This window comes from Sterolibacterium denitrificans, from assembly GCF_900174485.1.
Lineage (GTDB): Bacteria > Pseudomonadota > Gammaproteobacteria > Burkholderiales > Rhodocyclaceae > Sterolibacterium > Sterolibacterium denitrificans.
This window is the reverse complement of the sequence record NZ_LT837803.1, coordinates 1,822,454-1,835,675: the sequence shown is the minus strand read 5'-3', so window position 1 is coordinate 1,835,675 and position 13,222 is coordinate 1,822,454. Positions and strand designations below refer to the sequence as shown.

The following is a 13,222-nucleotide window of genomic DNA, read 5'->3' as shown; positions in this document are numbered from 1 at the left end:
GGCAAACTTGGACTGCTCATGAACAACTTCAATATAAGCGAATATCTAATTGTTTATTATTATTTTTTATTTACTTTAAAACAGGCTGAAGTAAGTGCCTGTCGATAAAATTGCCGCCGCAAACTCCTGATCCGGGAGTCATGTAACGATGCAATGACATGGTGCGCAGGACGGGACTCGAACCCGTACGGCCGAAGCCGGCAGATTTTAAGTCTGCTATGTCTACCAGTTCCATCACCCGCGCGGGGCTTGAAGCAAACCGCCTATGATAACGGCAACCCCTTGAAAGGGCAAGAAAATCCATTTCGGATCCGGCGTATCACTCCCGACGCCCGGCTCCCGCCTCAGTGCAGCAGCCGCAAAGGCTTGCCGGACCAGCGTTTCAGCAGCAATGAATTGCTCACCACCGACACCGAACTGAGCGCCATCGCCGCGCCGGCGATCACCGGGTTGAGCATGCCGAAAGCCGCCAGCGGAATGCCGAACACGTTGTAGATGAAAGCGAAGAACAGGTTCTGGCGGATCTTGGCCAGCGTCGCCCGCGACAACTCGATGGCCGCCGCGACATAGTTGAGGTCGTCGTGCATCAGCGTGATGCCGGCGGTCTTCATCGCCACGTCGGTGCCGCCACCCATGGCGAAGCCGACATCCGCCGCCGCCAGCGCCGGCGCATCGTTGATACCGTCGCCGACCATGCCGACCCGCCCATCCCTGCGCCTGGCCGCCGCCTCGCCGCGCATGCCGGCCACGGCTTGCGCCTTGCCTTCGGGCAGCACTTCGGCCAGCACCCGGTCGATGCCGGCTTCGCGCGCAATCGCTTCGGCGGTGCGTTTGTTGTCGCCACTGAGCATGACCACTTCGACACCCAGCGTCTTCAGGCGCGCCACGGCCGAAGGCGTGCCCGGCCGCAGCGGATCGGCCACGGCGATGACGCCCAGCACCCGTCCCTCGCAGGCCACGGCGACGATGCTGCGCGCCGCCTGCTGCAGCAAGGCCAGCGCGGCATCCTCCAGATCCAGCTTCGCGCCCTCCTCCGCCAGAAAAGCCGGCGAACCCAGGCTGCAGGACTGGCCATCGACCTTGCCGCGCAAGCCCTTGCCGGCAATCGCCAGCAGATCCTGCAATTCTCCCGTTGCCACGCCATCCGCCGCTGCCCGGTCGAGAATGGCCAGGGCCAGCGGATGCGTCGCCCCCCGTTCCAGCGTGGCGGCGACCCGCAACAATTCTCCGCTGCTCACGCCCGCCGCCGGCAGCAGATCGGTGACCACCGGCCTGCCCTGCGTCAGCGTGCCGGTCTTGTCGCTGGCCAGGATGCTGATCTTCTCGGTCAGTTCGAGCGCTTCGGCATCGCGGATCAGAATCCCCAGGCGCGCGCCCTGGCCGGTGCCGACCATGATCGCCGTCGGCGTCGCCAGACCCAGCGCGCACGGGCAGGCAATCACCAGCACGGCCACGGCGCTGATCATGCCCTGGGTGAAATCGCCGGCCAGCCACCACCAGCCGGCCAGGGTCAGCAGCGCGACCAGCGCCACCGCCGGCACGAAAACCGCCGCCACGCGGTCGGCCAGCCGCTGCACCGGCGCCTTCGAGCCTTGCGCCGCCTCGACCATGCGGATGATGCCGGCCAGCAGGGTCTGGCTGCCGACGCCGCTGGCCCGGCAGCGCAGCAGGGCCTCGCCATTCACCGTCGCGGCATAGATCCTGTCACCCGGCTGCTTGAGCACCGGCAGGCTCTCGCCGGTCAGCATGGATTCATTCAAGGTCGAGGCGCCTTCGATCACCTGGCCATCGACCGGCACGCCCTCGCCCGGCCTGACCACGAAGACATCGCCGGGGATCAGGCTGGCCACGGGCACCTCGACCAGCGCCCCGCCGCGCTCGATGCGGGCCGTCCTGGGCTGCAGGCCGATCAGCGCCTCCAATGCCGCCGAAGCGCCGGCCTTGGCGCGCGCTTCGAGGATCTTGCCGAGCAGCACCAGGGTGATGACCATCGCCGAAGCCTCGAAATAGACGTGCTGCTCGTGCAGGCCAAACAGCGTCACCACCGCGCTGTGCAGATAGGCCATGCTGGTGCCCAGGGCCACCAGCACGTCCATGTTGCCGCTGCCGCCGCGCAGGGCATGCCAGGCGCCGACGTAAAAACGCCGGCCGATCCAGAACTGCACCGGCGTGGCCAGCAGCCATTGCAGCCAGCGCGGCAGCAGATCGTGCGTCGTCGCCGCCGGATCGAACATCGCCACCATCTGCAGGGACAGCGGCAGGGTCAGCGCAACGGCGATCCAGAAACGGCGCAATTCGGCCCGGTACTGTTCATGGCGGCGGCTCTGTTCCTCGGCATGGGTATCGCTGGTGGACAGTCGCGCCTTGAAGCCCATGCCATCCACCTTGTCGATGAACTGCGCGGCAGCGTAACTTGCGGCATCGAAACGGATGTGCGCCTTTTCGCTGGCGAAATTCACCACCGCCTCGACCCCGGGCATTTCGTTCAGGCCCTTTTCGATACGCGCCGCGCAATTCGCGCAATTCATGCCCTGCAGGGAAAGTTCGAGCGTCTGCGGCGCTGCCGCCGCGGCAGGGTTTGCGGACACCGGCATGGCAACACATCCCTGAAAATTAGAGAAGGCTGATTATAGTCCGCCAGGACAACCGCGCTCCTCAGCCCAGACAGCCATGCAATAATGCTCCCCCCATCCAGACCCATGCCATGGCCATGGCCTCACCTACTCCGACACCCGGTTTGCGCAATGCCGCCTTCGCCATTGCCCTGCTCGCGCCACTGCTCGCCATCCAGTTGCACCTGACGGCCGCGCTGCTGTCGGGGCTGCTGATCTACGTGCTGGTCCATGGCATCGCGCCCCTGCTCGAACAGCGCCTGTCCAGCCATGGCGCGCGGCTGGTCGCCGTCGCCGTACTGAGCATGCTGATCATCACCGCCATCACACTGCTGAGTTTCGGCATCGCCGCCTTTCTGCACAGCAATGTCGGCAGCCTGCCCGCCCTGATGCAGAAAATGGCGGAAATTCTCGAATCCTCGCGCGCCTGGCTGCCACGCTGGATCGCCCAATATCTGCCCACCGACTCCAGTGAAATGCAGGCCCAGGTCGCCGACTGGCTGCGCGCCCATGCCGGCGGGCTGCAGAAAATCGGCGGCGAATCCCTGCGCGGACTGGCGCATGCCCTGATCGGCATGGTCGTCGGCGCCCTGCTCGCCCTGCGCGAAGTCAATGGCGACGAAAGCGGCGGCCCGCTGGCGCAACTGCTGAAAGCGCACGCCAAGCGCTTTGCCACCGCCTTCCGCCAGGTCGTCTTTGCCCAGGTGCGCATCGCCGCCATCAATGCGATCTTCACCGGCCTCTATCTGCTGGTTGCCCTGCGCCTCTTCGACATCCACCTGCCGCTGGCCAAGACGCTGGTGGTCCTCACCTTCATCGCCGGTCTGATTCCGATCGCCGGCAACCTGATTTCCAACACCGTGATCACCATCATCAGCCTGTCCCACTCGCTGTTGCTGGCGGTCGTTTCCCTGGCTTTCCTGGTCATCCTGCACAAACTCGAATACTTCCTCAACGCCCGCATCATCGGCTCGCACATCAAGGCCCGCGCCTGGGAACTGCTCATGGCGATGCTGGCCATGGAAGCCCTGTTCGGCCTGGCCGGACTGCTCATGGCCCCCATCTACTACGCCTTCCTCAAGGCCGAACTCGGCGAGCGCGGCCTGGTCTGAAGCCGCCCCCACGGAGAAACATCAATGGCAACTTCCCCCGACAACACCAGCATGGCGGTGTTCTGCGATTTCGAGAACGTCGCCCTCGGCGTGCGCGACGCCAAATACGAAAAATTCGACATCAAGCCGGTGCTCGAACACCTGCTGGTCAAGGGCAGCATCGTCGTCAAAAAAGCCTACTGCGACTGGGATCGCTACAAAGGCTTCAAGGCCACCATGCACGAAGCCAACTTCGAACTGATCGAAATTCCCCACGTGCGCCAGTCGGGCAAGAACTCCGCCGACATCCGCCTGGTCGTCGACGCCCTCGACCTGTGCTACACCAAGTCGCACGTCAATACCTTCGTCATCATCAGCGGCGACTCCGACTTCTCGCCGCTGGTCTCCAAGCTGCGCGAAAACGCCAAGCAGGTGATCGGCGTGGGCGTCAAGCAATCGACCTCCGACCTGCTCATCGCCAACTGCGACGAATTCATCTTCTACGACGACCTGGTGCGCGAAAAACGCGCCGCCACCCGCCGCGAGCGCGGCCCCAGCGAAACGCAAGCCGGCCAGCGCCGCGCCCCGGAAGAAGAACAGCGCCGCAAGGAAGAACTCGACAAGCGCCGCAGCCAGGCCATCGACATCGCCCTCGAAACCCTCGAAGCCCTGATCGCCGAACGCGGCGACAGCGGCAAGATCTGGGCATCGGTGCTCAAACAGGCGATCAAGCGCCGCAAGCCCGACTTCAACGAGAGCCACTACGGCTTCCGCACCTTCGGCAACCTCATCGAAGAAGCCCAGTCGCGCGGCCTGCTCGAATCCGGCCGCGACGAAAAATCCGGCGCCTACGTCTATCGCGCCAGCAGTGAACCGCCGGCGAGCAGCGCCACAGCCACCACCGAAACGGTAGAGGAGACTGGCGCCGGCGCCGCCATCAACCGCGCAACCGTCATCCAGACACCGGCCGCTGAAGAAGCAACGGCCGCGCCCGCAGAGCCGGAGCCAGCCAAACCCCGGCGCAGGAACGGCAATACGCGCAAGCCGGCACGCCAGACCACCAAGTCGGCAAGCCAGCAAGCCGGAACGCAGAATGAGGCAAAACCGCCCGATTCCGCAGCGACAGCGCCGGAAACCGCCACCCGCGCGGAAAAGCCGCCCGCCTCACGCCCACGCCGTCCACGCAAAACTGCCGACAAGAACGAAGCGTGACGGCGTAGCCGCAGCGCCGGCAAAACGGTCGCAAGGCAGGGGGTTCAGCCTTGCAGCCCCCGCTGCCTTCTCGCCTCGAACAAACAGATGCCGCTGGCCACCGACACGTTGAGGCTTTCGACGCTGCCGAGCATGGGGATGCGCGCCAGTTGGTCGCAGGTTTCGCGGGTCAGGCGGCGTAGGCCCGCGCCTTCGGCGCCGAGTACCCAGGCAAGCGGGCCGCGCTGGTCGATGACGTAGAGGTCGGTGTCGGCCTCGCCAGCGGCGCCGACGGTAAGGATGTCGCGCTCCTGCAATTCGCGCAGGGTGCGGGCGAGATTGGTGACGGTGATGTAGGGCACGGTTTCGGCCGCGCCGCTGGCGACCTTGACGGCCGTGGCGTTGAGGCCGCAGGCGCGGTCCTTGGGGGCGATCAGGGCGTGGACGCCGGCGGCGTCGGCCACGCGCAGGCAGGCGCCGAGGTTGTGCGGGTCCTGCACGCCGTCGAGCACCAGCAGCAGCGGTGGCTCGCTCAACGTGTCGAGCACGTCGTCGAGCTTGAGCACGCGCTGCGCGCCCGTCACCAGCGCGACCACACCCTGGTGCCGCGCGTTGCCGCCGGCCATGCCGTCGAGGCGCGCGGGGTCGGTCTGGATCAGGCGAACCTTGTGGGTTTCGGCGAGCTTGACGAGATCGCGCGCGCGGGCGTCCTGGCGCTGGCGGTCGAGGAAGATTTCGGCAACGTCGTCGGCGCTGTGGCGCAGTTTGGCGATGACGGCATGGAAGCCGTAAATGAAGCGGCGTTCAGCCACGGGCGTTTCCTTTCTTGACGCGGGTGCCGCGAGACGGCGTGGACGCCTTGGCCGGCTTGGCCGATTTGCCCGCCTTGGCGGATTTTGCGGTTTTGGCGGGTTTTGCCTTGCCGACAGTGGTGGTCTTGGCAGACTTGGCAGATTTTCGACTGCCGCCTGAAGGCGCGCGGCTGGGCCTGATCGCGGCATCGGGGGCGACTTGTTTGGCCTCCGGCATCGGGGTGATGCGCTGCGGCTTGGCGCCAGTTTTGCCGCTGCGCTTGCTCTGGGCGTTCTGGACGTTCTGAGCACTCTGTGCCGGCTGGCTTGCCGGCTTGCTGCCTGTGCCTGCGGCAAGGCGGAAGTCGATCTTGTTGGTTTCCAGATCGGCGCGCACGACCTGGACGCGCACGCGGTCGGCGAGGCGGTAGCGGCGGCCGGTGCGCTCGCCGACCATGACGTGGCCGGCTTCGTCGTAATGAAAATAATCCGCGCCGAGGTCGGAAACGTGGAGCAGACCTTCGATGTGGATGTCGTCGAGGGCGACGAAAAGACCGAAGGGGACGACGGCGGAAATACTGCCGTCGAATTCTTCGCCGATGCGATCCTGCATGTAGTAGCACTTCAGCCAGGCTTCGACGTCGCGCGTGGCTTCGTCGGCGCGGCGCTCGGTCATCGAGCAGTGCAGGCCCACCTTTTCCCAGGCGTCGATGGTGCCGGCGCCGGGGGCGCTTTCAGCATGCGGCTGGTATTTGCGTCCATGCAGCACGGCCTTGATGGCGCGATGAATCAGCAGGTCGGGGTAGCGGCGGATCGGCGAGGTGAAATGCGTATAGGCGTCGTAGGCCAGACCGAAATGGCCGAGGTTGCCGGGGCTGTATTGAGCCTGGCGCAGCGAGCGCAGCATGACGGTTTGCAGCAGCGCCTTGTCCGGCCTGCCGGCGAGCTGGCCGAGCAATTGCGCATAGTCCTTGGCGCCGGGCGATTCACCGCCGCCGAGCTGCAGGCCGAAACCGGCGAGGAATTCGCGCAGGCGCTGCAGGCGATCGGCGGTCGGCCCTTCATGCACGCGGAACAAGGCCGGATGCTTGTGCTTTTCGAGAAAGGCCGAAGCGCAGACGTTGGCGGCAAGCATGCATTCTTCGATCAGGCGATGGGCTTCATTGCGCTCGCGGCCGACGATGCGGGCGATCTTGCCGTTGTCGTCGAAGATCATTTCGGTTTCCAGCGTCTCGAAGTCGATGGCGCCGCGCTTGCTGCGCGCCTTGGCGAGCGCGCGATAGAGCGCATCGAGGTTTTCCAGTTGCGGCAGCAGCGCGGCGAGCTTGCCGCGCGCGGCGGCGTCCTTGTCGTAAAGCGCGGCGGCGACCTCGGTATAAGTCAGGCGCGCGTGGGAGTGCATGACCGCCGGGTAGAAGCGGTAGCTGTCGATGTGTCCGCTGCTGGTGATCTGCATGTCGCAGACCATGCACAGGCGCTCGACCTGCGGGTTCAGCGAGCACAGGCCGTTGGAAAGTTTTTCCGGCAGCATGGGAATCACCCGGCGCGGGAAGTACACCGAGTTGCCGCGTTCGCGCGCGTCGAGATCGAGCGGATCTTCCGCCTGTACGTAATGGGAGACATCGGCGATGGCGACGAGCAGGCGGAAGAGGCCGGCGCGATTGCCGTTGCCGGGCAGGCGTTCGCAATAGACGGCATCGTCGAAGTCGCGCGCGGTTTCGCCGTCGATGGTGACCAGCGGCAAGCGAGTAATGTCCTCGCGGCCCTGCCAGTCGGCCTTGCGCACCTTTTGCGGCAGCTTTCCGGCCGTGGCCAGCGCTGCGTCGGAGAACTCGAAAGGCAGCACGTGCTTGCGCAGGGCGATTTCGATTTCCATGCCGGGATCGGCGTAGTTGCCGATGATTTCGACGATGCGGCCGATCGGCTGAGCGTGGGCGCTCGGCGGCTGGATGATTTCGACCATCACCACCTGGCCGGCGCGCGCGGCGGGCAGCTTGCCGCCCTTCTCTGCCGGCGCGAGCAGGATGTCCTGGCTGATGCGGCGGTTTTCGGCGACGACGAACCAGACGCCATGTTCGTTGAAGACGCGGCCGATCACGCGCTTGCTGCCGCGCTCGGTGACTCTGACGATCTTGCCTTCGGGACGCCCGCGCCGATCGACGCCGACCAGGCGCACCATGGCGCTGTCGCCGTGGAGGACGGCTTCCATTTCACGCGGACTGAGGAAGATGTCGGCGGGATGCTCGGCCTTGTCGTCCGGAATGAGGAAGCCGTAGCCGTCGGGATGGCCTTCGATGCGGCCGTGGATCAGCGCGGCCTTGGCCGGCAGCAGCCAGGCGCCGGCGCGGTTCTGCACCACCTGTCCGGCGCGCGCCATGGCGTCGAGACGGCGGCGAAAGATTTCGAGCTCGTCGCTGCGCACGTCGAGCGCGGCGCAGATGCGCGCAAATTCGAGCGGCACGCCGCTCTTTTCGAGCGTGTCGAGGATGTATTCACGGCTCGGCAGGGGATGCTCGTACTTGGCGATCTCACGCGAAAAGTGCGGATCGGCGCGGCGGATGCGACTCAGGCGGCCGCCCGCCGACTTGCCTGTGACAGGGGTGGTACGAGCGAGATGGTCAACACGCTCAACATTACGCACGGCAGCCTTCGGCTTGCTGATTTTTTTTGACAACTCCGGAATTCCTTATATAATCTGCGGCTCTTGATTTTCGCACTGCCCAGGTGGCGAAATTGGTAGACGCGCTAGGTTCAGGTCCTAGTGGTGGCAACACTGTGGAGGTTCGAGTCCTCTCCTGGGCACCAAGGAATTATAAGGGGAACGCACCGCATTCCCTTTGAAAAAGGCCAGATTGTTTTCCGCAATCTGGCTTTTTCGTTTCTGAAACCCGCCTCATCCGCCCGTCATCCACGCTATCGTCCAGATGAACTATATTTGGGCAGGCTGGGTCTGATAGAGTTCCGTATGCCCTTTGCCTTATCTAAAACCATGAGCCGAATTGAAATCGAACGTCGGGAAATACGCGGTTTCAGCGGGAGTGTTGCCGCCGAGGCTGCACGCAACCTCGAACTGCTCGGAGCCATCGAAAGCACCCTGGCATGGCTGACCCGTCTGACATCCACTCTCAAGGTGGATATTGCCTTTGGAACCCAATTGGCCGAAGACATCGGCAACCTGACGGAAGTCGTCGATCCCGACAACAGCCTCGAAGCGGCCATGCTCGAAGCCCAGCAATCCGTCGAATCACTGTATGACCTGCTGATCGCAAAGCGTGAAGCCGGACGCCGCGACCGGCAACTGACCGAAGACGATGGCATCGAAGCCGCCTACACCGAGGCCATTGCCGCTGCCGCCGACCTTCACAATCTGCTCAACAGCCTGCGCTGGCAGATCGGCGAGCACGACATCGACGCGACACCGCACGAAGTGCGCGAGGAAAACCTGTACTCGGATCCCGATGCCCTGCTCGATTCGCTTCTGTCCTTGCGCAAATGATCGTTACCCGCGTGGATCGAACGCGCACGTCGTTCGTGCGTTCCTTCCAGGCGCTACCGGATGAGATTGCCAGGCTTGCCGCAAAAGCCATCGCAGCCTTGCTGCAAGACCCTCTGCCCAAACGGCTTCGCTTCCATAAGCTGGAAGGCTACCGTAATCCGAAAATCTATACGATCGACATCACACAGAACCACAGCCATAAAATCAGCCTGGAACTGATCGGCACTGTTGCCGTGCTGCGCAAAGCGGCCACGCACAAGGAAATCGACCGCGCACCCTGAGCCAGACGCCGCCTGGCACCACGAGGTTCACCATCAGCCAGTCGCCGGTGGTTCTCCAATAATCGACATGAAATGCATACCCCAAGCGTCTGCATGGGTGAACTTATGCGTCATGAGAAAATGAAAGTCATCTTTAATTGTTGCCAACCAAATTAAAGAATGTTTTAATTTGATGACCTCTACTAAAGGTTGCTTTCAATGACACGCCGTACCGGAACCTACTCGATTTCCACGACGCTGGGCGAATCGGTGCGCGCATTCGTACCTCATACCTTGCCGCCGTCTGACCCAGCCTTGTCACCCGAGGTGTTCACAAACCTCAATCAACTGGCCGAACTGGCGCTTGCGCGTCTGGCGGGTGTGTCGGGGCTGGTGCCGTCGATGGATTGGTTGCTGTACAGCGCCCTCCGCAAGGAAGCCCTGCTCACATCCCAGATCGAAGGCACGCAAGCCACACTGATCGATCTGTTCGATGAGGAAGCAGGCTTCAAAGTCAGCAATGCCGATGATGTGGAGGAGATCAGCAACTATCTCCGCGCCTTTCGCTGGACTCGGGAGCAGTTGCGCGACCCCAAAGGGTTGCCCATCAGCGTGCGGCTATTGTGCGAGGCGCACCGACGTCTGCTCGACGGGGCGCGCGGTGCAGGCAAGCAACCGGGCGAGTTGCGCCGGTCGCAAAACTGGATCGGTGGCACGCGACCCGGTAACGCGGTTTTCGTGCCACCACCGCCGGCGCAGGTTCCCGTGCTGCTGGCCGATATGGAGCGGTTCATTCACGATACGGCGGAGGATTTGCCACGGCTGGTCAAGGTGGCGCTCATCCACGCGCAGTTTGAGACCATCCACCCCTTTCTCGACGGCAACGGACGCATCGGCCGACTGCTGATCGCAGCCCTGCTCGAGCATTGGAAATTGCTGCCCGCGCCGTTGATGTACCTCAGCGGCTACCTCAAGCGACACCAAGCAGCGTATTACCGTTGCCTGTCGGCCATCCGCACGGAGGGTGACTGGGAGTCCTGGGTAAGCTTCTTTCTGGAAGGCGTGACGACCGCCGCTGGCGAGGCAGAAAAGAACATCATTGAAATTGCCAGTCTCGTCGCCACAGACCGCAGACGCCTGCTGCAATCGGCCAAGGCAAGTCCGATGAGCTATCGGCTCTTCGAACTGCTACCGATGATGCCGCGCTTCACCATCGAGCGCGTGCGCCAGCAACTCGATACCAGCTTCCCCACCGCAACGGCGGCCATCAAGGTGCTGGAAGATTTGGGCATCGTGACAGAGATGACCGGGCAAAAAAAGAACCGGAGTTACAGTTATCAAACGTATATCGAACTGTTGACTCGGTAGTCGCCGAATGCCCGCAAGGCCAAGGCGCCTCCCGACGTCGGACGATCTGCACCGCTGAATGGTTCTTGACCCATTCGCGCATGGCCTCACTTACGCTTGACGCGATGCCAATCCGTCTTTCCGTCTTTGAGTGCGGATTCATACAGCCTCCTTTTGGTTCTGGAGGACCGCCGCATCCTCCTCAGTGCAGATGGCCGCCGTAGGCGTCGTGGGCGTGGCGGTGTTCGATTTCGTCGTTGGTTGCCGGGCGCACGGCAACCACGCTGCAGGCGAAGATCAGCGCCTTGCCGGCGAGCGGATGATTGCCGTCGACGACGACGGTGTCGCCTTCGATGTCGGTGACGATGACCATGCTGCCATCCTCGCGTTCGAGCTGCATGCCGACCTGGATTTCGGACGGGAACATGTTGCGCGGTTCGATGTTGACCATATCCGCGTCGTATTCACCGAAGGCTTCCTCGGGTTGCAGCTTGACCTGCAGCTTGTCGCCGATGACCTTGCCTTCGAGGCCTTCCTCGATGTCGCGGAAGATGTCATCGTAGCCGCCATGCAGGTAGACGAGCTGGTCCGAACCATCATCGACCAGATTGCCCTCGCTGTCATGAACCTGGTAATCGAGCGTTACGACGGTATTTTTTGCAATTTGCATGGTTTCTCCAGTTGTTTGACGAGTTGCAGGACTTCGACGGCATGGCCATGCGGCTTGACGTCATAAAAGGCGTGACGCAGGATGCCCCGGCTATCGATGATGAAAGTCGAACTGGTGACGCACAGTTTCCTGGTGCCATCGTTTTCCTTCATCTGGCAGACGCCGTACTGACGGCAGACCTTGCCGTCGTCATCCGCCAGCAGCCGTACCGACAGGCCGTGCTTGTCACGAAATTCGGCATGACGCAGACAGTCATCCCGGCTGATCCCGATGATCACGCAATCCAGCCGCGTGAATTCATCTTCATGATCGCTGAAATCGATGGCCTCGCGCGTGCAGGAGGGCGCATCGTCACGCGGATAGAAAAACAGCACCGCATGTTTTTTGCCGCGCAATGAATCCATGGAAAAAAGCTCCATGTCAGCATCGGGCAGAGTGAATGCCGGCGCCGGTTGGCCGATTTTCAGCACGCTTAGTCTCCCCGGTCAGCAAACGATGCGGCGATTCTACCCGACTTGCCAAGCGACAAGGCAGCGCACCCGCCGCGCTCAATGAAGGGCTTGCGCCACAGGCGCTGCGGGCGTGGCCTCGGTATCCTGGATCCGGTGAGTGCTGGCGAGGTAGTCGTGGGTGCGCATTTCGATCAGCCGGCTGACGGTGCGCTGGAACTCGCTGGCCTGGGTACCGGTGGTGTACAGCGCTTCGGCCGGGCAGGCGGCGCTGATGATCAGCTTGACGCGATGATCGTAGAGCACATCGACCAGCCAGGTGAAGCGGCGGGCTTCGCTGGCCTGGTCGCGGCTCATGCAGGGAACGCCGGAAAGAAACAGGGTGTGGAAACGTTGCGCGAGGTCGAGATAGTCGTTCTGCGAACGGAAGCCGCCGCAGAGCGTGGCGAAGTCGAACCAGATCACGCCGGGGGCGCGGCGCACCGGCTGCACTTCCCGGTCGAGCAGTTTGATCGGTCGTCCATGCCCTTCCCCACCGGCCAACTGGCGGAAGGTTGCCAGCATCTTTTCTTCGGTGGCGGGCCCTGCCGGCACCAGAAAGGTTTCGGCCTGTTCCAGCGCACGCAGACGGTAGTCGATGCCGGCGTCGACTTCGATCACGTCCAGTCGTTCCTCGAGCAGGGCGATGGCCGGCAGGAACAGATGACGCTGCAGGCCGTTCGGATAAAGACCGTCTGGCGGGTAGTTGGAGGTGATGCAGAAAATCACGCCGGCATCGAAGAGTGCCTGCATCAGGCGGCCGAGGATCATCGCATCGGCGATGTCGGAGACGTGGAATTCGTCGAAGCAGAGCAGCCGGGTTTCCCTGGCCACCTGTTCGGCCACGAGCGCCAGCGGATCGGCTTCGTTACGATATTCGCGCAGACGCTGGTGGATTTCGGCCATGAAGGCGTGGAAATGCACGCGCCGCTTGCGCCGGTAAGGCACGGCGGCATAGAAGCAGTCCATGAGAAAGCTTTTGCCGCGCCCGACGCCGCCCCAGAACCAGACCCCACGCGGCAGGCGCGGGTGCAGCAACAGCTTGCGCAAGGCATTGCGGCGCGTGGCCTTGAAGGCGATCAGGCTGTCGTAGAACGCCTGCAGACGCAGGGCGGCGGCCTGCTGGGCCGGATCGGCGACGCTGCCGCGCGCCTTGAGCGCGGCTTCGAACGCGTCGATCATGCCGTTCTTGGGAACGCCCAGTATCTTGTATGGCAAGACGGCTTCCTTGCTGTGCGATTCTGCGATGCGCCGAGGCGAAGGCGGGCTTGGCCGT

The 13,222-nt window shown here is 63.3% G+C and carries 11 protein-coding genes and 2 tRNA genes; 6 read left to right on the top strand and 7 right to left on the bottom strand.

The window, feature by feature from the left end:
- Nucleotides 1-159: 159 nt before the first annotated feature.
- Both SDENCHOL_RS08420 and SDENCHOL_RS08415 read right to left on the bottom strand, forming a co-directional pair.
- Nucleotides 160-244 (bottom strand) — tRNA-Leu (locus SDENCHOL_RS08420).
- Nucleotides 245-344: 100 nt separating this feature from the next.
- The gene (locus tag SDENCHOL_RS08415; RefSeq protein WP_154716823.1) at nt 345-2,594 is read right to left on the bottom strand and encodes a heavy metal translocating P-type ATPase; all 2,250 of its coding nucleotides are present in this window, start codon (nt 2,592-2,594) and stop codon (nt 345-347) included.
- 116 nt (nt 2,595-2,710) lie between these two features.
- On the opposite strand from SDENCHOL_RS08415, the gene SDENCHOL_RS08410 reads away from it, so the two are divergent.
- Together SDENCHOL_RS08410 and SDENCHOL_RS08405 are read left to right on the top strand one after the other, a co-directional pair.
- The gene (locus SDENCHOL_RS08410; RefSeq protein ID WP_154716822.1) at nt 2,711-3,724 is read left to right on the top strand and encodes an AI-2E family transporter; all 1,014 of its coding nucleotides are present in this window, start codon (nt 2,711-2,713) and stop codon (nt 3,722-3,724) included.
- A 24-nt stretch (nt 3,725-3,748) separates the two neighbouring features.
- Nucleotides 3,749-4,915, top strand: a complete 1,167-nt coding sequence (locus SDENCHOL_RS08405) for an NYN domain-containing protein (RefSeq protein ID WP_154716821.1) — start codon at nt 3,749-3,751, stop codon at nt 4,913-4,915.
- Between the two features lie 44 nt (nt 4,916-4,959).
- Here the strand turns inward: SDENCHOL_RS08405 and rlmB are convergent, their stop codons facing one another.
- Together rlmB and rnr are read right to left on the bottom strand one after the other, a co-directional pair.
- The gene (gene rlmB / locus SDENCHOL_RS08400) at nt 4,960-5,706 is read right to left on the bottom strand and encodes a 23S rRNA (guanosine(2251)-2'-O)-methyltransferase RlmB (protein WP_154716820.1); all 747 of its coding nucleotides are present in this window, start codon (nt 5,704-5,706) and stop codon (nt 4,960-4,962) included.
- A complete protein-coding gene (gene rnr / locus SDENCHOL_RS08395; RefSeq protein WP_154717414.1) occupies nt 5,699-8,254 on the bottom strand; it encodes a ribonuclease R in 2,556 nt (851 codons plus the stop codon). Before rnr ends, rlmB begins: the two co-directional genes overlap by 8 nt.
- Before the next feature lie 149 nt (nt 8,255-8,403).
- On the opposite strand from rnr, the gene SDENCHOL_RS08390 reads away from it, so the two are divergent.
- From SDENCHOL_RS08390 to SDENCHOL_RS08375, 4 genes are all read left to right on the top strand, one after another.
- A tRNA-Leu gene (locus tag SDENCHOL_RS08390) sits at nt 8,404-8,490 on the top strand.
- A gap of 184 nt (nt 8,491-8,674) precedes the next feature.
- The gene (locus SDENCHOL_RS08385) at nt 8,675-9,181 is read left to right on the top strand and encodes a hypothetical protein (RefSeq protein ID WP_154716819.1); all 507 of its coding nucleotides are present in this window, start codon (nt 8,675-8,677) and stop codon (nt 9,179-9,181) included.
- The gene (locus SDENCHOL_RS08380; protein ID WP_154716818.1) at nt 9,178-9,462 is read left to right on the top strand and encodes a hypothetical protein; all 285 of its coding nucleotides are present in this window, start codon (nt 9,178-9,180) and stop codon (nt 9,460-9,462) included. Before SDENCHOL_RS08385 ends, SDENCHOL_RS08380 begins: the two co-directional genes overlap by 4 nt.
- Nucleotides 9,463-9,660: 198 nt before the next feature.
- A complete protein-coding gene (locus SDENCHOL_RS08375; protein WP_154716817.1) occupies nt 9,661-10,809 on the top strand; it encodes a Fic family protein in 1,149 nt (382 codons plus the stop codon).
- A gap of 181 nt (nt 10,810-10,990) precedes the next feature.
- Here SDENCHOL_RS08375 and SDENCHOL_RS08370 read toward each other — a convergent pair whose 3' ends face one another.
- The 3 genes from SDENCHOL_RS08370 to zapE form a co-directional block, all read right to left on the bottom strand.
- Entirely contained in the window at nt 10,991-11,458 is a 468-nt protein-coding gene (locus SDENCHOL_RS08370; protein WP_154716816.1) for an FKBP-type peptidyl-prolyl cis-trans isomerase, read from the bottom strand.
- Nucleotides 11,431-11,928: a peroxiredoxin gene (locus SDENCHOL_RS08365; protein WP_154716815.1), complete on the bottom strand. Its 498-nt coding sequence runs from the start codon at nt 11,926-11,928 to the stop codon at nt 11,431-11,433. The genes SDENCHOL_RS08370 and SDENCHOL_RS08365 overlap by 28 nt, the downstream gene beginning before the upstream one ends.
- Before the next feature lie 78 nt (nt 11,929-12,006).
- The gene (gene zapE / locus SDENCHOL_RS08360) at nt 12,007-13,164 is read right to left on the bottom strand and encodes a cell division protein ZapE (protein ID WP_154716814.1); all 1,158 of its coding nucleotides are present in this window, start codon (nt 13,162-13,164) and stop codon (nt 12,007-12,009) included.
- Between the last annotated feature and the right edge of the window lie 58 nt (nt 13,165-13,222).

Excerpts from the sequence above, each read along its gene's own strand:
- SDENCHOL_RS08410 (WP_154716822.1), top strand. The coding sequence starts at position 2,711 with ATGGCCTCACCTACTCCGACACCCGGTTTGCGCAATGCCGCCTTCGCC.
- SDENCHOL_RS08385 (WP_154716819.1), top strand. The coding sequence starts at position 8,675 with ATGAGCCGAATTGAAATCGAACGTCGGGAAATACGCGGTTTCAGCGGG.
- SDENCHOL_RS08415 (WP_154716823.1), bottom strand. The coding sequence starts at position 2,594 with ATGCCGGTGTCCGCAAACCCTGCCGCGGCGGCAGCGCCGCAGACGCTC.
- SDENCHOL_RS08380 (WP_154716818.1), top strand. The coding sequence starts at position 9,178 with ATGATCGTTACCCGCGTGGATCGAACGCGCACGTCGTTCGTGCGTTCC.
- SDENCHOL_RS08375 (WP_154716817.1), top strand. The coding sequence starts at position 9,661 with ATGACACGCCGTACCGGAACCTACTCGATTTCCACGACGCTGGGCGAA.
- SDENCHOL_RS08405 (WP_154716821.1), top strand. The coding sequence starts at position 3,749 with ATGGCAACTTCCCCCGACAACACCAGCATGGCGGTGTTCTGCGATTTC.
- SDENCHOL_RS08370 (WP_154716816.1), bottom strand. The coding sequence starts at position 11,458 with ATGCAAATTGCAAAAAATACCGTCGTAACGCTCGATTACCAGGTTCAT.